Raw genomic sequence first — 16,637 nt, forward strand, 5'->3', positions numbered from 1 at the left:
CGGGAGTCGGATCGACGGACGGCTGCGACGGGCCGACAGCGCGCGTGGAAAGATGACCACCATGTGCGGACTTCTGGCCTTCTTCAGCGCGAACGGTAACGCCGCCGCGCACCGCGACCACATCGCCGGAGCGTTGGAATGCCTGCACCACCGCGGCCCCGACGAGACCGGGGTCGAGGTGGTCGGCGACGCTTCCGGCCGGTACGCGGACGGCGTGTTCGCCCACAAGCGGCTGGCCATCATCGACGTCGCGTCGAGTCACGAGCCGCTGCCCTACGCGAACGGCCGTTACCTGCTCACCTTCAACGGTGAGATCTACAACTACATCGAGCTGCGCGAGGAGTTGATCAGAAACTTCGGCGCGCAGTTCGCCACGGCCGGTGACGGCGAGGTGATCGTGGCGGGCTACCACTTCTGGGGCGAGCAGGTGCTCACCCGGCTGCGGGGCATGTTCGCCTTCGTCATCTGGGACCGGCAGGAGCGGCGCGCGTTCGGCGCCCGCGACTACTTTGGCATCAAGCCGATGCACTACCTGGAGACCGCCGACGGGCTCTACCTGGCGTCGGAGAAGAAGGCGCTGTTGCCGTTCGCGCACAGCAGCTACCAGGGTGACGCGGGCGTCGACGGAGCCAGCCTCAGCCACTACCTGACCCTGCAGTACGTCCCGGAGCCGGGCACCCTGCACAAGGGCATCAGCCGGATCGGTTCGGGGGAGTACCTGAACTGGACCCCGGGTGGGCGCATCGACGTACGCCGGTGGTACCGGCCGGTGTTCCGGCCGGCGCCTGTCGACGACGAGCAGAAGCTCTACCACGAGATCCGGGAGACGCTGCGGGAGAGCGTGCGCATGCACATGCGCTCCGACGTGCCGGTCGGCTCGTTCCTGTCCAGCGGCATCGACTCGACGGCCGTGGTCGCGCTGGCCCGGGAGTTCAACCCGAACATCCTGACCTTCACCGTCGGCTACGACGTCCCGGGTTACTCGGAGATCGACGTCGCCCAGGAGTCGGCGCGGCACCTGGACGTCACCACCATCCCCACCAAGATCGGTCCGCAGGACATGATCGACGCGCTGCCGAAGATCGTCTGGCACCTGGACGACCCGGTGGCCGACCCGGCGCTGGTGCCGCTCTACTTCGTGGCCAAGAAGGCCGCCGAGCACGTCACGGTGGTGCTCTCCGGTGAGGGCGCGGACGAGTTCTTCGGCGGCTACACGATCTACCGGGAGCCGTTGTCGCTGGGCACCGTCAACGGTCTGCCCGGCGGGGTGCAGAAGGGCCTGCGCGCGGTCTCCAAGGCGATCCCGCAGGGGGTCAAGGGCAAGAGCTTCCTGGAGCGGGGCACCACCCCGATCGAGGAGCGCTACTACGGCAACGCGCGGATGTTCACCGAGGAGGAGAAGCAGCACCTGATGCGCCGCTACGACCCCTCGGTGCGCTACACCGACGTCACCGCCCCGATCTACGCCGAGTGCACCGAGCTGGACGACGTCACCAAGATGCAGTACGTCGACCTGTACACCTGGCTGCGCGGCGACATCCTGGTCAAGGCCGACCGGATCTCGATGTCGCACTCGCTGGAGGTGCGGGTGCCGTTCCTCGACCGCGAGGTGTTCGACGTCGCGGCGAAGATCCCGGTGGACCTGAAGCTGCCGCCGCGCTCCGACGCCACCAAGTACGCGATGCGTCAGGCGTTGCAGGGTGTCGTGCCGCCGGCCATCGTCAACCGCAAGAAGTTGGGCTTCCCGACCCCCACCCGGGTCTGGCTGCGCGGCGAGATGTACGAGTGGGCCCGGCACGTGCTGAGCACCTCGGGCGCGGGCGACCTGCTCGACCTGTCGTACGCGCTGCGGCTGCTCGACGAGCACAAGCGGGAGGAGGCCGACCACTCCCGCAAGGTGTGGACGGTGTTGATCTTCTGCATCTGGCACGCCATCTTCGTGGCCAAGACCCTCGACCCGGGCATCCAGCGCAACCAGTCCGCCCTGCTCACGAAGCCGGTGGTCGGTTCGATGGTCCGCTGACACCCTGTCGACCAAGAGGTTTGCGTCACCGGAGCAGTTCCGGTGACGCAAACCTCTTGGTCATTTCAGGTGGTGGTGGCGGCTACTTGCGGGCGCAGGTGACCGTCGGGAGTCCGTTCGTTCCTGTGCTGCTGGCCAGGAAGCCGAACGTGGTGGTGCTCTCCGGTGCGACGGTGCCGTTGTAGTTGACGTTCGTCGCCGTCACCGTCGAGCCGGACGTCGTCTGGGTGGCGCTCCAGATCTGACTTATCGACTGCCCGTTGGGCCAGGTCCAGCTCGCGGTCCAGCCGTTGAACGGCGTACTGCCGTGGTTCATGATCGTGACCTCGCCCTGGAAGCCACCCTGCCAGGTGCTGCTCACCTTGTAGACCGCCATGCAGTCACCGCCGCTCGGCGGCGGGGTGGTGGTCGGCGGCGGGGTGGTCGGGTCCGGCGGCGGGGTCGTCGGGTCCGGCGGCGGGGTGGTCGGGTCCGGCGGCGGGGTCGTCGGGTCGGGCGTCGGCGAACCGGTACCCGGGCCCACCCCGGTCACCTGACCGTTGCCGCCGTCGAAGGTCACGTCGGAGCAGCCGAAGAAGTTCTCCTGCGAGTCCGAGCGGACCCAGCGGGAGTAGATGATGTGCCGGCCGCTCTTACCCGACGGCAGGTTGCCGCTGAAGTAGTAGTGCCCGTCGTTGGTGCCGACCGCGCCGCGCTGCGGCGGGTTGGTCACCGTGAGGAACGGCTGCTCCAGGTCGCTCCAGGCCAGGGCCCGGGTCGGGCTCCAGCTGTCCTTGGTCACGTAGAAGTAGAACGTGCCCGGGTGGTGCGCCCAGTTGCTGTACTTGAAGTCCAGCCGGGACCCGGAGGTCAGGTGGGTCAGCGGCCAGTCGGTGCGGGGCAGGTCGTAGCCGCGGAAACCGGTGGCGCCGCCGCTGCACAGCTGCCCGTCCGGGATGAAGCCGGTGGTGCGGCCGCCAGCGTCGGAGCGCAGCACACTGAACCAGTTGTAGAGCGAGTTCGCCCCGCTCTGCGCCACCGCTGCGGAGCACGCGGGGTTGTTCGGCCGGATCTCACCGGTCTGGCTGCGGCCGTCCTGCCAGCACAGGTAGGTGCGGCTGCCCGGCGTCATCGCCGCGCCGTGCGCGGCGGCCGGCTGGGGACTGGACGCCAGGGCGACAGCGCCCAGCGCGAGGGTCATGGCCGCGGTGAGCAACGCGGCCGTACGGGAACGGTTCACGGGTTCTCCTGACTCGCGAGGCGTGCCGCCCGAGCCGTCCGCCCGCTTGTGGGTGGGACGTGGCCTGCTCGCCCCGCTGAAGTGAACGGTGCGACGATCACGGCGACGTGCCCCGGCGGAAGACCGGCCGGTGGACGCGCGCCATCAACGGTCCTGTCAGGGACCGGCGCCCTCGCGTGTGTCGAACCCGGCAACCGGTGGCGCGGCAGCCCTCGCACCGCCCGGTACCCGTCATCCCACCACGCCCCGCCGCGCCGCGCAATAGCTGTTCCTCGATGGATGGGTTGACCCACCGGCCGCCGTCGAACGCCATATCCTGCGGACGGGGACGACGGAGGCGGAGAGGCGGCGGCCGGTGCCGGACGTGTTCGACGAGGTGCACCGCAGGTGCCGCGCCGGTGAGTCGGTCGGCCTGGCCACCGTCGTGGCCACCTGGCGCTCCGCGCCGCAGCCGCCCGGCGCGACGATGGCGGTCGCGATCGACGGCACGGTCACCGGCAGCGTCTCCGGCGGCTGCGTCGAGGCGGACCTCTACGAACGGTCCCGCCGGGTGCTGGACACCGGCGCGGCCGAGCTGATCCGCTACGGCATCAGCGACGACGACGCGTACGCCGTGGGTCTGACCTGCGGTGGCATCCTCGACGTGTTCGTGGAGCGCGTCGACCCCGCTGCCCTGCCGGAGTTGGCGGCGGTCGCCGCCGCCCGCCGGGGCGGCCAACCGGCGGCGGTGGTCACCTGCGTGGCCGCCGACGCCGGTGATCCACCGGGCGCGGTGCCGACCGATCCGGCTCGGCGCTTGGGGCGGCGGCTGGTGCTGACCGGCCAGCGGTCGATCGGCTCGCTGGGTGACGACCGGCTCGACGACGCCGCGGCCGTCGACGCCGCCGGGCTGCTCGCCGCCGGGCACAGCGGGGTGCTCCGCTACGGCTACCACGGGCAGCGGCGCGGCAGCGGCGTCAGCCTCTTCGTGACCGCGTACGCCACCCCGCCTCGGATGATCGTCTTCGGGGCCATCGACTTCGCCGCCGCGGTCGCCCGGATCGGCGCGTTCCTCGGCTACCGGGTCACCGTCTGCGACGCCCGAGGAGTCTTCACCACCGCCCGGCGCTTCCCCGAGGCCGACGAGGTGGTGGTGCAGTGGCCGCACCGCTACCTGCGGACGGAGTTGGACGCGGGCCGGGCCGACGGGCGGACCGTGGTGTGCGTCCTCACCCACGATCCGAAGTTCGACGTGCCGGTGCTGGAACTGGCGTTGCGCCACCGGTTGGCGTACGTCGGCGCGATGGGTTCGCGGCGTACCCACGACGAGCGGCACAAGCTGCTACGCGAGGCGGGGCTCGACGCGGAGCAACTCGCCCGGCTCGCCTCCCCGATCGGGCTGGACCTCGGTGGTCGTACCCCGGAGGAGACCGCGGTGAGCGTGGCCGCGCAGATCGTCGCGGCCCGCTGGGGTGGCAGCGGTCGTCCCCTCGCGGCGCTCGACGGGCCGGTCCACCGGCCGGGGTAGCCCGTGCGCCGCTTCGGCGCCCGCCGAGCGGCCCGCTGTGCCAGCCTGGTGGCACGGCGACCGGCTCGGCGGGCGACGGCCGGCGGTGGGCTGGCCACGACGGGAGGATCGGCATGGGGTACGCGGTGGTGCTCGGCGAGGCGCTCGTCGACCTGCTCGACAGCGAGCGCGACGGGGAACGGGTCTACCGGCAGGCGATCGGCGGCGGGCCGCTCAACGTCGCCGTCGGGGTGGCCCGCCTCGGTGGTGCGGCACAGTTCGTCGGCTCCCTCGGCGACGACGTGCTGGGCGGCCGGATCCGCGCCTTCCTGACCGCCGCCGACGTCGGGGTGGCCGGTGCGGTGACGGTGCCGGCGCCGACCACGCTCGCGGTGGTCACGTACGCCGGTCCCGAACCCGACTTCCGCTTCTACGGCGAACCGGCGTCCTACGGACTGCTCGGCCCCGACGACCTGGACCTGGCGCTGCTGGAGGGCGCCGACGTGCTCTACTGCGGCTCGATCGTGCTGCTTCAACCCGACACGCTGGCCGCCGCCCGCCGTGCCTGGTCGCTCGCCGCCGGCCTGCGGGTCTTCGACCCGAACGTGCGCCCCCGGCTGCTGCACGGGCCGGAGGCCCTGGACGGGCTCCGCCAGGTGGTGGCCGAGTTCGCCGCCGGCGCGCACCTGGTCAAGCTGAGCGCCGCCGACGCCGCGCTGCTCTATCCCGGTGAACCGGTCGAGGGGGTGGCCGCGTACCTGCGCGAGTTGGGGGCGGCCACCGTCGTGGTGACGCTCGGCGCGGCCGGCGCGGTGCTGGCCGCCGCCGACGCCGACCCGGTCCGGGTGCCGGCCCCCAAGGTCGACGCGATCGACGCCACCGGCGCCGGCGACTCGGTAATGGCCGCGCTGATCGCCGACCTGCTCCTCGACGGCGAACCGGACTCCCCGGCGGGTTGGGTCGAGCGGGTCGCGTTCGCGGTGCGGGTGGCGGGCCTGGTCTGCGAAAAACCCGGTGGTGCCACCGCCATGCCCACCCGCGCCGACGTCGACCGTCGCTTTCCGGCCTAGACCTCGCCGTCCAGCTCCCGGTAGCCGCGGCGGGCGGCGACCAGGGCCGCGCGGGCGCCGAAGGGAGCCTCGGCGGCCACCCGCTCCGGCGGCGCGCTGCCGGTGTGCGCGGCCCGGATCAACCAGGCCAGCCGCACCAGGTCGGCATGCTGGGCGCGGACGAAGTCGACGTCCACCGGGTCGCCGTGACCCGGCACCACCACCGTGCGCGCGGTGGTCAGCCGCAGCAGGTCCGCGACCGCGTCCGGCCACCGCAGGGGGTACGCGTCCTCGAAGGCGGGCGGGCCGCTCTGCTCCACCAGGTCACCGGCGACGAGTACGTCGGCGTCCGGCACGTGCACCACCAGGTCCGCGTCGGTGTGCCCACGCCCCGGGTGGCGCAGCAGCACCCGCCGGCCACCCAGGTCGAGCGACGTCTCCGTGTGCACGGTGTGCGTCGGGGCGAGCAGTGGGGTGTCGGCAAGCTCGGCGGCGAGCGCCGGATGCTCCTCGCGCAACTCCTCGTACGCCTCCCGGCGCAGCCGCTCCGGGTCCTGGCGCAGGGCCGCGGCGGCCAGCTCGTGCGCGTACACCGGGCGGGGTGGGTCGCCGGCCAGGACGGCGTTGCCGAAGCAGTGGTCGTAGTGGTGGTGGGTGTTGACAAGCGTCAGCGGGCGGTCGGTGACCGCCCGGACGGCGGCGGCCAGCTCGGCGGCCTGCGCGGCCGAGGAGAGCGTGTCCACCAGGAGCGCCTCGTCGTCGCCGACGACAAGTGTGACGTTGACCCGCAGCAGTGGTTCGCGAAGGACGTGCACCCGGTCGGCGACCTCGACGAACCCGGCGGTCACGACGATCGTCCGGCGCGCTCGACGAAGCGTTGCCGGTCCACCAGGATCCGATCCACCCGGCCCCGGGCCACCGTCTGGTCCCCGTCGCTGACCGTGACCTCGAACGACAGTCGACGGCCGTCGACCGTCGCCAGCAGGGCCTGCGCCCGGACCGTGCGGCCGACAACCGTCGGCGCCAGGTGCTCCAGCTCGACGCGCGTCCCCACGGTCGTCGACCCCGCCGGCATCCCGGTCGCCGTCGCCGCGACGGTGGCGGCCTCGGCGAGGGCGAGCACCCGGGGAGTGCCCAGCACCGGTACGTCCCCGGAACCGACAGCCTGGGCGGTGTCCGCGTCGGTGACCGTCAACTCGACCTGGGCGGTCAGACCCGGCGCGAAGGCCGGCTCGGGCTGCTCCTGCATGGTCGTCAGCCTAGGTGCTCGGTGCAGGCGTCGGGCACGCGCCCGGCGATCCGCTCGCACCCCACCCCGGACGACCGACGGGTGGTCCCCGTCTGTCGATGCCGTACCCGTCGTTAACCTTGACGACGATGGCCGTCGTGACTGACCCCCAGCCCCCCGCCCGGACCGACCCGCCCGCGTCCGGCGACGGGGGTCGTCGACGTGTCGTCGCCATGAGCGTGTGGGCCGTCGCCTTCGTCGCCGCGTGGCTGGCGATCGGACTGCCGACCGACCCCACGTACGCCTTCGTCTGGATCTGGGCGGCGACGATCGCCTGGAACAGCGACCGGCCGTGGCGTAGTCACCTGCGCTTCGCCCGGGACTGGGTGCCGGTGGTGCTGCTGTTCGTCGTCTACAACCTCTCGCGGGGGTTCGCCGACAACGGGTCCACCCCGCACGCGATGGAGCTGGTCGTCGCCGACCGGTTCATGTTCGGCTGGGCCACCGGCGGTGAGGTGCCCACCGTCTGGTTGCAGCAGCACCTCTACCGTCCGCAGGTGCACTGGTGGGACATCGCCGCGAGCTGGGTGTACTTCTCCCACTTCGTGGTCGCGTTGACCGCCGCCGCGGTGCTCTGGCTGCGCGACCGGCACCGCTGGGCGGCGTACATGCGGCGCTGGGGTTTCCTCTGCGCCGCCGGCCTGGTGACCTACTTCATCTACCCGGCCGCCCCGCCCTGGTGGGCGGCGCAGAACGGCCTGCTCACCGAGGTCGCCCGGATCTCCACCCGGGGTTGGAAGGCGTTCGGCATGCACGGTGCCGGCAACGTGCTCAACGCCGGTCAGATCGCGTCCAACCCGGTCGCCGCGATGCCGTCGCTGCACACCGCGTGGGCGCTGTTCGTGGTGCTGTTCTTCCTGACCACCACCCGCCGCCGCTGGTGGCCGCTGCTGCTCGCGTACCCGCTGGCGATGACCTTCACCCTGGTCTACTCGGGTGAGCACTACGTGATCGACGTGCTGGTCGGCTGGGCGTACGTGGGGCTGACCTTCCTGGCGGTCGGCCTGGCGGAGCGCGGTTGGGCGGCCTGGCGGGCCCGCCACCCGAGCGCCAAGGCGCCACGGCCCACCGACCCCACCAACCCCCCGCCCGACCAACCCGAGCCCCCACCCACACGCGGCCCAGACACCCCCAGAACCCACCCCCCAGTCCCGGCCGACCACTAACCCCACCCCACCCCACCCCCGGGCCTCCGGGCTCCCGGCCCCCGGCGCTTTCCCCGTTGATCATGAGGTTATTGCCCTCCCACACGGCGTGTCAGGGCAATAACCTCATGATCAACGCGGGGGAGGGGGAGGGGGAGGGCGCGGGGCCGGGTGTGGGGTGGGGGTCGGTTAGGTCTGGGTTTGGGCTTGGTGGGACCTTGTGGTCAGTTCGGCTGCTATCGCCCACGCTTCGGCCAGGTCGCGGTCCTGGGCGGTGGCACCGGAACCGCCAGCGGTGTCCGCGTGCACGGTGGCCAGCCCCAGGCGGCGCTGCACCGGCCCCTGCACCACGCGCACGCTCTGGATGCGGGCGTACGGCAGGATCACCAACTGCCGGGTGAGCCGCCCGGACCGGGTGGCGAACACCTCGTCGAACAGACCCGCGCCGAACGCGCGACGGCCCAGTGGGTGCAGCCAGCGGGTGCGGGTCGGTGGAGGGGTCAGCGGCAGGGTGTCGAGGCGTACCCCGGGCAGCACCTCGGCGACGATCATCGTCGCCGTCGGGAGGTCACCGACCGGCAGGAGCCGGTCGGGCCGGTTGCGGTCGTCTGCGTCGGCGAGGGAATACCCGGCCACCTCCAGGCGCAGCCGCAGCCAGCCCTTCATCCGCCAGAGCAGCGGCCAGGTGGCCCGTACGGTCTGTACCCGCGCCAGCGGCACGGCCTGCGCCCGCGTCTCCAGCAGGCCGTTGTGCACCCGCAGCGTGCCACCGTCGCGGGCCAGTCGGAAGTTCCAGTCGTCGAGGACCCGGCGGACCGGTTGCAGCAGCACGCCCGCCATCGCGGTCAGCGTGCTCGCCACCGCGACGAACGACCACGACCCCGCGGTGACGAACTGCACCACGACGAAGGCCACCCCGAACGGGAGCAGGAACGCCTGCGGGGTGAGCAGTTGGCTGACCAGCAGGTCCTGGTTGCGTACCGCGTGCAGTTTCCGGCCCGGCGCGGCCAGCACCGGCGGCGCCGCCGACCCCGGGACCACCGCGGGCGCCGCGTCGCCCCGCCCGCTCGGTTGCGTCACCCGCCCGGCCAGCGCCAGCAGCCGCTCGCGCAGCCGGGCCGCGTCGGCCACCCCGAGGTACGCCAGTGGCGCCTCGGTCTTGCCGCCGCCGACGACCTCCAGACGCAGCTCGGCCAGACCGCTGAGCTGGGCCAGCAGTGGCCGGACCACCTCGACGGCCTGTAGTCGCTCCAACGGGATGGCCCGGGTACGCCGCCAGAGCAGCCCCTCGTACACCCGCAGCTCGCGGCCCACCACGTGGTAGCCGGTGTTGTACCAGCTGATCACCGACAGCACCGTCGCGCCGAGCGCCAGCACCGCCACCATGGCGGCGAACCAGCCGAAACCCACCCGGGACAGCGTCGACCACGACAACCCGGCGATGACCACGGCCAGGGACTTGGCGCCGTGCAGGAGTGGGCTGAGCGGATGCAGTCGCTGCCGGGGCTCGCCCTCGCCATCAACCGCCGGTGCCGGCCACGCGACGGACTCCGCCGACGGCACCGGCCCGTGCGGTGCCGCGTCCACCGACGAAGTCGGCCCGGGTGGGGCCGCGTCCGCCGACGGCACCGGCCCGTACGGTGCCGCGTCGACAGATGGCACCGGGGCCGTGTCGGCGGGTGGCGTCGGCCCGTGCGGTGCCGTGTCGGCGGGTGGCGCGGTGCTCGGCTCGGCGGGACGGTCGCTCATCGGGCCGGCCCCCGGCCCGGTCGGTGCTCCCCGCCGGACGTGCCGGGTCGGTCGCGGTACGGCCCGCGACGCCACCCCGTCGCAGCGCTCACAACCCCTCCGCCCGGTCCTCGCCGAGCGCGGTGAGCCGGTCGCGGAGCCGGGACGCCTCCGCCGGGCGCAGCCCGGGAACCCGGGCGTCGCTGGCCGCCGCGGCCGTGTGCAACTGCACGGTGGCAAGGTCGAAGGCGCGCTCCAGCGGCCCGGCGCTGACGTCGACGAACTGCATCCGCGAATAGGGGACGATGGAGAGCCGGCGGACCAGCAGCCCGTGGCGGACCAGCAGGTCGGTGTCCCTTTCGGCGTACCCCCAGGCCCGGACCGCGCGGACGATCGCCACCGCCCGCCACGCGCCGAGCAGCACCACGACGGCGACGGCGAGCCCGAGCGACCAGTGCCCGCTCAACGCCCAGCCGACCCCGGTCGCGGCCAGCCCGATGGCGACCACGATCGCCAACCGGATCAGCTCCACCCAGATCAGGTCGGTGGAGATCGGCTGCCAGTGGACCGTGTCGGGCCAGGGCTCCAGCGGCCCTGGGCCCGCCGGTGCGGCCGTCGGGGCGTCGGATCCGGGGGGCGGTGGGGCGCCGGGGGTGCTCACGTGTCGAGCGTAGGCGATCCGGGCACCGCGGTGACGGCACGCAGGAAGCCGCGAGCGTCCAGGAAGTCACCGAGGCTGGTCCGGTGGTCGGCACAGGCCAGCCAGGTCTTGCGCCGATCGGCGTCGTGCAGCCGGGGATTGTTCCACTCCAGGGCCCAGACAGCGGCGGCCCGACAGCCGCGGGCCGAGCAGACGAGGGCGTCGTCGGCGGTGGAGGGGATGCTCATCCGGGCCAGTCTAGGGTGGCCGGACGGAAAGTTTGATCGCCGGGCGACCACGGGGGGAGCCGCCCGGCGACGGGGTGAATCGTACACGCGGCAGGCCGGTCCTTGTACACCCTCGTCGGGCGATTCTGCTGCTGGGGACGGCGCGGCGAAAATCGGCTTCTCCCCACCTCGACACTCAGCAAGGCATGCGAGTCTTGATACCGCACGAGCCGCGACGACCGACAAACGCTGTGGAGGACCGGTGGCCCAGCCGACCATGCCCGACGCCCCGACGCCGAACGGGGCGGCACCGCAGACACCCGCGGCGGTGACCACACCCGCGCAGGACGCCACCCTGTTGGAGCGGGCGATGTTCGAGATCAAACGTGTGATCGTCGGGCAGGACCGGATGGTGGAGCGGATGTTCGTCGCGCTGCTCGCTCGCGGCCACTGCCTGCTCGAAGGGGTGCCCGGGGTCGCCAAGACCCTGGCGGTGGAGACCCTCGCGAAGGTCGTCGGCGGGTCCTTCGCCCGGGTGCAGTTCACCCCGGACCTGGTGCCCGCCGACATCATGGGCACCCGCATCTACCGGCAGTCCAGCGAGAAGTTCGACGTGGAGCTGGGCCCGGTCTTCGTCAACTTCCTGCTCGCCGACGAGATCAACCGGGCGCCGGCGAAGGTGCAGTCCGCGCTGCTGGAGGTGATGAGCGAGCGGCAGGTGTCCATCGGCGGGGAGAGCCACCGGGTGCCCGACCCGTTCCTGGTGATGGCCACCCAGAACCCGATCGAGCAGGAGGGCGTCTACCCGCTGCCGGAGGCGCAGCGGGACCGGTTCCTCATGAAGATCGTGGTGGGCTACCCGACCGACGCGGAGGAACGCGAGATCGTCTACCGGATGGGCGTGTCCGCGCCCGAGCCGACCGCGGTCTTCGACACACCCGAGTTGATCGCCCTGCAACGCAAGGCCGACCAGGTCTTCGTGCACAACGCCCTGGTCGACTACGCGGTCCGGTTGGTGCTGGCCACCCGCGCCCCCGCCGAGCACGGCATGCCCGACGTCGCCCAACTGATCCAGTACGGGGCCAGCCCTCGCGCCTCGCTGGGCCTGGTCCGGGCGACGCGTGCGCTGGCGCTGCTGCGCGGACGCGACTACGCCCTGCCGCAGGACGTGCAGGACATCGCGCCGGACATCCTGCGGCACCGGTTGGTGCTCAGCTACGACGCGCTCGCCGACGACGTGCCCGCCGACCACATCGTGCACCGGGTGATGTCGACGATCCCCCTGCCGGCGGTCGCGCCCCGGCAGCAGGCCACCCCGTCGACGATCGCGCCGCCGCCGGGCGCTGGCTGGCCCGGGCAGCGGCCGTGACCTCACCCACCCCTCGTCCCGTCCCCGATCGCAGCGAGGCCGTGCTGTCCCGGCTGCAACTGCTCGTCACCCGCAAACTCGACGGTCTGCTTCAGGGCGACTACGCCGGTCTGCTGCCCGGGCCGGGCAGCGAGGCGGGCGAATCCCGGGAGTACCGCCCGGGCGACGACGTGCGCCGGATGGACTGGCCGGTCACCGCACGGACCACCACACCCCACGTGCGGCGTACGGTCGCCGACCGGGAACTGGAGACCTGGCTGGCGGTGGATCTGTCCGCCAGTCTGGACTTCGGCACCGGGCAGTGGCTCAAACGCGAGGTGGTGGTGGCCGCCGCGGCAGCCATCACCCACCTGACCGTGCGCGGCGGCAACCGGATCGGCGCGGTGGTCGGCACCGGCGGCGGCGTGTCCGCACCGGCCCGCCGCTGGCGTGGCAGACCACCACCGCCGGCCGGACCGGGGGTGTTCACCCGGTTGCCGGCCCGCTCCGGCCGCAAGGAGGCGCAGGGCCTGCTGCGTACCCTCGCCGGCACCGCCATCCAGCCGGGCCGTGGTGACCTGGGCGCCCTGATCGAGATGCTCAACCGTCCGCCCCGCCGGCGCGGGGTGGTCGTGGTGATCTCGGACTTCCTCGCGCCGGTCGAGCAGTGGGCCCGGCCGATGCGCAAGCTGCGGGTCCGCCACGACGTGCTCGCCATCGAGGTGATCGACCCGCGCGAGCTGGAGTTGCCCGACGTGGGTGTGTTGCCGGTGGTCGACCCGGAGAGCGGCGAGTTGCACGAGGTGCAGACCGCCGATCCACGGCTGCGGCAGCGCTACGCCGAGGCCGCGACCGCCCAACGGGCCACGATCGCCGCCGCCCTGCGCGGCGCCGGCGCGGCCCACCTGCGTCTGCGTACGGACCGAGACTGGCTGCTGGACATGGTGCGATTCGTGGCCGCGCAGCGGCACGCGCGTACCCGGGGGACGACACGATGATCCGTTTCATGCAACCGTGGTGGTTGTTGGCCGTGCTGCCGGTGCTCGCCCTCGCGGCGTTCTACGTCTGGCGGCAGCTGCACCGTCGGGCGTTCGCGATGCGGTTCACGAACGTGGACCTGCTGCGTACGGTGGCGCCGAAGGGGCTCGGTTGGCGTCGGCACGTCCCGGCGACGGCGTTCCTGCTCTGCCTGCTGGTGCTGGCCACCGCGCTGGCCCGGCCGGCGGTGGACACCCGGGAGCCCCTGGAACGGGCCACGGTGATGCTCGCCATCGACGTGTCGCTGTCGATGCAGGCCGACGACGTGGCGCCGAACCGGCTGGAGGCGGCCCAGGAGGCGGCCAAGCAGTTCGTCGGTGAGCTGCCGGAGAGCTACAACCTGGGTCTCGTGTCGTTCGCCAAGGCGGCGAACGTGCTGGTGCCGCCGGGCAAGGACCGGGACGCGGTGACAGGTGCCATCGACGGTCTGGTGCTGGCCGAGGCGACCGCGACCGGCGAGGCGGTGTTCACCTGTCTGGAGGCGATCCGGTCGGTGCCGGCCGACGGCGCGGCGGGCATCCCGCCGGCACGGATCGTGCTGCTGTCCGACGGCTTCCGCACCTCCGGGCGGGCGGTGGAGGAGGCGGCGGCGGCCGCGCAGGCGGCGAACGTCCCGGTCTCCACGATCGCGTTCGGCACCGACACCGGCCAGGTCGACATCGGCGGGCAGTTGCAGCGGGTGCCGGTGGACCGGTTGGCCCTGGCCGAGCTTGCCGAGACCACCGAGGGCTACTTCTACGAGGCGGCCTCGGTGAGCGAGCTGAAGCAGGTCTACCAGGACATGGGCAGCTCGATCGGCTTCCGGACCGAGCCGCGGGAGGTGACCCAGTGGTACGCCGGGTTGGCGCTGCTGCTGGCGCTGTGCGCCGGGGCGCTCAGCCTGCTGTGGTCGTCGCGGATGATCTGAAGCGGTGGACCGGCGGCGGTCACCGACCGCCGCCGGTCAGCGCCACCTCAGTGGCCGCCATCAGCACCTCGGTGGCCGCCGCCGGCCATCAGCACCTCAGTGGCCGCCGCCGGCCAGCACGAAGACGATGGCCACCCAGACGGCGGCGAGGGTGAAGCCCAGCGGGGCGACGTAGCGGCTCATGGACGGCTCCGGGTGGCGGCTGGACGGTCCGCGTGCGGGGGCGGACCGCAGGGGGTGGGGACGCGCACACGAAGTCGTGACCGGGCGGCTCCCGGCGACCGTCGGCGAACCGGACGGCGCGACACACCTCGGCGTGTGCCGAGGGGTGGGGGAGCGGAGCGGGGTCAGCTCACCAGACTGAGTCGTGGCTCAGCGGGGCTGACCATCGGCCCGGCCACGACTGGGAGGATCGCTATCTCGCACAGCGATCACCTCCTGCAAGTCGGGCGGGCCGGAACGTCGATGATCGTACACCTGCGACGCCGCCGAGACGCACTCGGCCGACCGGTCGGCGACCCCTGGGCCGGCCGGTCGGCGTCGCGGCTGCGGCCGGCCGGTTCGTACCACCGTGACCAGCAGCGCGGCCAGCACCGGCAGCCAGCAGAAGCGCGCCAGCACCCAGCCCGCGTCGTCCGGCACGGTGTGCAACCCGGGCAGCGCCAGCCCGCCGCGGGCGGTGAGCGCGGTCACCCCCACGAGTATCGGCTGGTGGCACAGATAGATCCGGAACGCGCACCTGTTCACCTCGGTCACCGCCCGGCCCGGCAACGGCCGGGCCAGCAGCCGTTCCAGCGCCGGCCGGGCGAGCAGCCCCAGCCCGACCTGGGTCACCGCCAGCGCCACGGCCAGCAGCGACGGCGGGTTCAGGTTGGACACCCCGGCCCCGGGCACGCCGACAGCGCTCACCGGGTAACCCAGGGCCAGCAACGCGGCAAGCGCGGCCACCCCGCCGGCCGCGAGCGTGCCCGCCGCCCGGGGGCCGGCCAACCGCCCGTCGGCGTGCGCCACGCCCAACAGGTACGGCACCGACCAGGCCGCCACCACACTCACCGGTGGCAGGTGTCCGCCGGCCGGCAGCAGCCGCACCGCCAGGTCCGCCGCGGCGACCACGACCACCGCCGGTACGACGCAACGACCCCACCCCCACCGGCGTACGGCGGTGCGCAGCGGCCCGGTCACCGCGATCAGGAACACCAGCGGCGCCAGGAACCACAACGGACTGATCGCCAGCCGCAGCGCGACGGTGAGCGTGTCGTCCGGGGTGCCGGCGACGGTGGCGGCGAGCAGCACGGCGGCACCCACCCCCAGCAGCGCCACCATCGGCAGCAGCAACCGGCGCAGCCGACCGGCCACCCAGCCACCCGGACCGCCCCGGTGGCCGGCCAGCGACCGGGCCGACCCGAAGCCGGCGGTGAAGAAGAACAGCCCGAGCGTCTGCAACACCCAGGTCACCGCGGCCAGCCCGGGCAACGCGGTGAGCGGGCTGGCCTGGTGCAGCCCACCGTCGCCGGTCAGCACCAGCCCGGTGACCAGCCAGTGCCCCAGCACCACCCCGCCGATGGCGTACGCCCGCAGCGCGTCGACGGTGCGGTCCCGGCTCATCGCGCGTCCCCGATCCGGTCGGCGTCGACACCGTCGAGCACGACCGCCGCCACCGCGACAAGCGTGGCGCTGCCGGGAGTGAGGTAGCCGTCGTGCCCGCTCACCCCGCCCACCGGCAGGCTGCGGGCGCCGAACGACGGGTCGCCGGGGCGGCGGCCGAAACCGAGACCGGGCAGTCGTACCGACGGAACCCGCCGGATCCAGTCGGTGGCGGCCTCGGCCGCCCAGAACCGCCGCCCGCCGGGCAACTCGTCGGCGCGCTGCACCCCCGCGCCGACGCCGCCGAGGCTCACCACATCGGTGACCTGGGCCGGGGCGTCCGCCGCCGCCAGGGCCACCACGAGCGCCCCGTAGCTGTGCCCGACCAGCGTGATCGTCGCCGCCGGACGGCGCGCGGCCAGTTCCCGCAGCAGCCCGGCCAGCCCGGCAGCGCCGCGTCGGGCGCTGAGGCCACCGGCGGCCGTCCACACCCCGTCGGGCGGGTCGTAGCCGAGCCAGGCCAGCACCGCGACCCGCGCCGACGGCTCGCTCGCCCGCACCTGCCGGTAGAGCTGCCCGGCCTGCACGGCCGGCGCCCGGTGGGCCACCCCGCCCAACCCCCTGTCGAAGTCGGCCAGGGTGCTGCCCACCCCCGGCACCAGCACCGCGATCCGGTCCGCGCCGGCCAGGTCGCCGAGCACCTCGACCGCGCGGCCGTCGCCACGCGAGTCGAACGACAGAAACCGACGCCCGCCGGCCGCCCAGTCCGCGTACGGCGGGCCGGCCGCGCGCATCGCCGCAGCCGTGACCGGGTACGCCTCCACGAACCCCGTCGCCGCGACCGGCTCGGGTCGGGTCGGCAGGACCAGGTTCACGCCGAGCAGCGTGGCCAGCACCACCCGGCCGGCACCTCGTCGTCGCATCTCGTTCTCCCTCCGGAATGTCGTCCGGAGGC

The 16,637-nt window shown here is 73.3% G+C and carries 15 protein-coding genes; 7 read left to right on the forward strand and 8 right to left on the reverse strand.

The genetic code is table 11. The features are described from left to right. Positions 1 to 61: 61 nt before the first annotated feature. Positions 62 to 2,023, forward strand: a complete 1,962-nt coding sequence (gene asnB / locus ACPXBU_RS24900) for an asparagine synthase (glutamine-hydrolyzing) (protein ID WP_387202573.1) — start codon at positions 62 to 64, stop codon at positions 2,021 to 2,023. An 82-nt stretch (positions 2,024 to 2,105) separates the two neighbouring features. Here asnB and ACPXBU_RS24905 read toward each other — a convergent pair whose 3' ends face one another. After that, positions 2,106 to 3,203: a lytic polysaccharide monooxygenase gene (locus ACPXBU_RS24905; protein WP_425760035.1), complete on the reverse strand. Its 1,098-nt coding sequence runs from the start codon at positions 3,201 to 3,203 to the stop codon at positions 2,106 to 2,108. A 394-nt stretch (positions 3,204 to 3,597) separates the two neighbouring features. Between ACPXBU_RS24905 and ACPXBU_RS24910 the strand changes: the two genes are divergently transcribed. Together ACPXBU_RS24910 and ACPXBU_RS24915 are read left to right on the forward strand one after the other, a co-directional pair. Continuing rightward, positions 3,598 to 4,749, forward strand: a complete 1,152-nt coding sequence (locus ACPXBU_RS24910; RefSeq protein WP_425759878.1) for an XdhC family protein — start codon at positions 3,598 to 3,600, stop codon at positions 4,747 to 4,749. A gap of 113 nt (positions 4,750 to 4,862) precedes the next feature. Then, entirely contained in the window at positions 4,863 to 5,798 is a 936-nt protein-coding gene (locus ACPXBU_RS24915; protein ID WP_425759879.1) for a carbohydrate kinase family protein, read from the forward strand. Here ACPXBU_RS24915 and ACPXBU_RS24920 read toward each other — a convergent pair. Further along, entirely contained in the window at positions 5,795 to 6,625 is an 831-nt protein-coding gene (locus tag ACPXBU_RS24920) for an MBL fold metallo-hydrolase (RefSeq protein ID WP_425759880.1), read from the reverse strand. The genes ACPXBU_RS24915 and ACPXBU_RS24920 overlap by 4 nt on opposite strands. Continuing rightward, positions 6,622 to 7,026, reverse strand: a complete 405-nt coding sequence (locus ACPXBU_RS24925; protein WP_357803715.1) for a thioesterase family protein — start codon at positions 7,024 to 7,026, stop codon at positions 6,622 to 6,624. The genes ACPXBU_RS24920 and ACPXBU_RS24925 overlap by 4 nt, the downstream gene beginning before the upstream one ends. A gap of 128 nt (positions 7,027 to 7,154) precedes the next feature. On the opposite strand from ACPXBU_RS24925, the gene ACPXBU_RS24930 reads away from it, so the two are divergent. After that, complete coding sequence (locus tag ACPXBU_RS24930) at positions 7,155 to 8,231, forward strand: phosphatase PAP2 family protein (RefSeq protein ID WP_393362819.1); 1,077 nt, start codon at positions 7,155 to 7,157, stop codon at positions 8,229 to 8,231. Positions 8,232 to 8,399: 168 nt separating this feature from the next. Here the strand turns inward: ACPXBU_RS24930 and ACPXBU_RS24935 are convergent, their stop codons facing one another. The 3 genes from ACPXBU_RS24935 to ACPXBU_RS24945 form a co-directional block, all read right to left on the reverse strand. Continuing rightward, entirely contained in the window at positions 8,400 to 9,596 is a 1,197-nt protein-coding gene (locus ACPXBU_RS24935; protein WP_425760036.1) for a PH domain-containing protein, read from the reverse strand. 451 nt (positions 9,597 to 10,047) lie between these two features. Further along, positions 10,048 to 10,599 carry a PH domain-containing protein gene (locus tag ACPXBU_RS24940; RefSeq protein ID WP_393362814.1) on the reverse strand — a complete coding sequence of 184 codons (552 nt, stop codon included), beginning with the start codon at positions 10,597 to 10,599 and terminating at the stop codon, positions 10,048 to 10,050. Then, entirely contained in the window at positions 10,596 to 10,826 is a 231-nt protein-coding gene (locus ACPXBU_RS24945) for a hypothetical protein (RefSeq protein WP_357248680.1), read from the reverse strand. Before ACPXBU_RS24945 ends, ACPXBU_RS24940 begins: the two co-directional genes overlap by 4 nt. A 241-nt stretch (positions 10,827 to 11,067) precedes the next feature. On the opposite strand from ACPXBU_RS24945, the gene ACPXBU_RS24950 reads away from it, so the two are divergent. From ACPXBU_RS24950 to ACPXBU_RS24960, 3 genes are read left to right on the forward strand one after another with little or no spacing between them, the layout of a single operon-like run. Beyond that, positions 11,068 to 12,174: an AAA family ATPase gene (locus tag ACPXBU_RS24950; protein WP_393362811.1), complete on the forward strand. Its 1,107-nt coding sequence runs from the start codon at positions 11,068 to 11,070 to the stop codon at positions 12,172 to 12,174. Beyond that, on the forward strand, positions 12,153 to 13,151 hold the full coding sequence (locus ACPXBU_RS24955; RefSeq protein WP_425760037.1) for a DUF58 domain-containing protein: 999 nt from the start codon (positions 12,153 to 12,155) through the stop codon (positions 13,149 to 13,151). The genes ACPXBU_RS24950 and ACPXBU_RS24955 overlap by 22 nt, the downstream gene beginning before the upstream one ends. Beyond that, a complete protein-coding gene (locus ACPXBU_RS24960; RefSeq protein WP_393362808.1) occupies positions 13,148 to 14,098 on the forward strand; it encodes a VWA domain-containing protein in 951 nt (316 codons plus the stop codon). The genes ACPXBU_RS24955 and ACPXBU_RS24960 overlap by 4 nt, the downstream gene beginning before the upstream one ends. Before the next feature lie 372 nt (positions 14,099 to 14,470). Here ACPXBU_RS24960 and ACPXBU_RS24965 read toward each other — a convergent pair whose 3' ends face one another. After that, complete coding sequence (locus tag ACPXBU_RS24965) at positions 14,471 to 15,703, reverse strand: acyltransferase family protein (RefSeq protein WP_425759881.1); 1,233 nt, start codon at positions 15,701 to 15,703, stop codon at positions 14,471 to 14,473. Continuing rightward, entirely contained in the window at positions 15,700 to 16,605 is a 906-nt protein-coding gene (locus ACPXBU_RS24970) for an alpha/beta hydrolase (protein ID WP_425759882.1), read from the reverse strand. The genes ACPXBU_RS24965 and ACPXBU_RS24970 overlap by 4 nt, the downstream gene beginning before the upstream one ends. Positions 16,606 to 16,637 lie beyond the last annotated feature (32 nt).

The sequence above is a fragment of the Micromonospora sp. DT231 genome (genome assembly GCF_049847025.1).
Taxonomy (GTDB): Bacteria; Actinomycetota; Actinomycetes; order Mycobacteriales; family Micromonosporaceae; genus Micromonospora.

Coding starts and splice junctions, on each gene's coding strand:
- ACPXBU_RS24930 (WP_393362819.1), top strand. CDS start 7,155: ATGGCCGTCGTGACTGACCCCCAGCCCCCCGCCCGGACCGACCCGCCC.
- ACPXBU_RS24945 (WP_357248680.1), bottom strand. CDS start 10,826: ATGAGCATCCCCTCCACCGCCGACGACGCCCTCGTCTGCTCGGCCCGC.
- ACPXBU_RS24915 (WP_425759879.1), top strand. CDS start 4,863: ATGGGGTACGCGGTGGTGCTCGGCGAGGCGCTCGTCGACCTGCTCGAC.
- ACPXBU_RS24935 (WP_425760036.1), bottom strand. CDS start 9,596: ATGGTGGCGGTGCTGGCGCTCGGCGCGACGGTGCTGTCGGTGATCAGC.
- ACPXBU_RS24925 (WP_357803715.1), bottom strand. CDS start 7,026: ATGCAGGAGCAGCCCGAGCCGGCCTTCGCGCCGGGTCTGACCGCCCAG.
- ACPXBU_RS24970 (WP_425759882.1), bottom strand. CDS start 16,605: ATGCGACGACGAGGTGCCGGCCGGGTGGTGCTGGCCACGCTGCTCGGC.
- ACPXBU_RS24905 (WP_425760035.1), bottom strand. CDS start 3,203: ATGACCCTCGCGCTGGGCGCTGTCGCCCTGGCGTCCAGTCCCCAGCCG.
- asnB (WP_387202573.1), top strand. CDS start 62: ATGTGCGGACTTCTGGCCTTCTTCAGCGCGAACGGTAACGCCGCCGCG.
- ACPXBU_RS24960 (WP_393362808.1), top strand. CDS start 13,148: ATGATCCGTTTCATGCAACCGTGGTGGTTGTTGGCCGTGCTGCCGGTG.
- ACPXBU_RS24965 (WP_425759881.1), bottom strand. CDS start 15,703: ATGAGCCGGGACCGCACCGTCGACGCGCTGCGGGCGTACGCCATCGGC.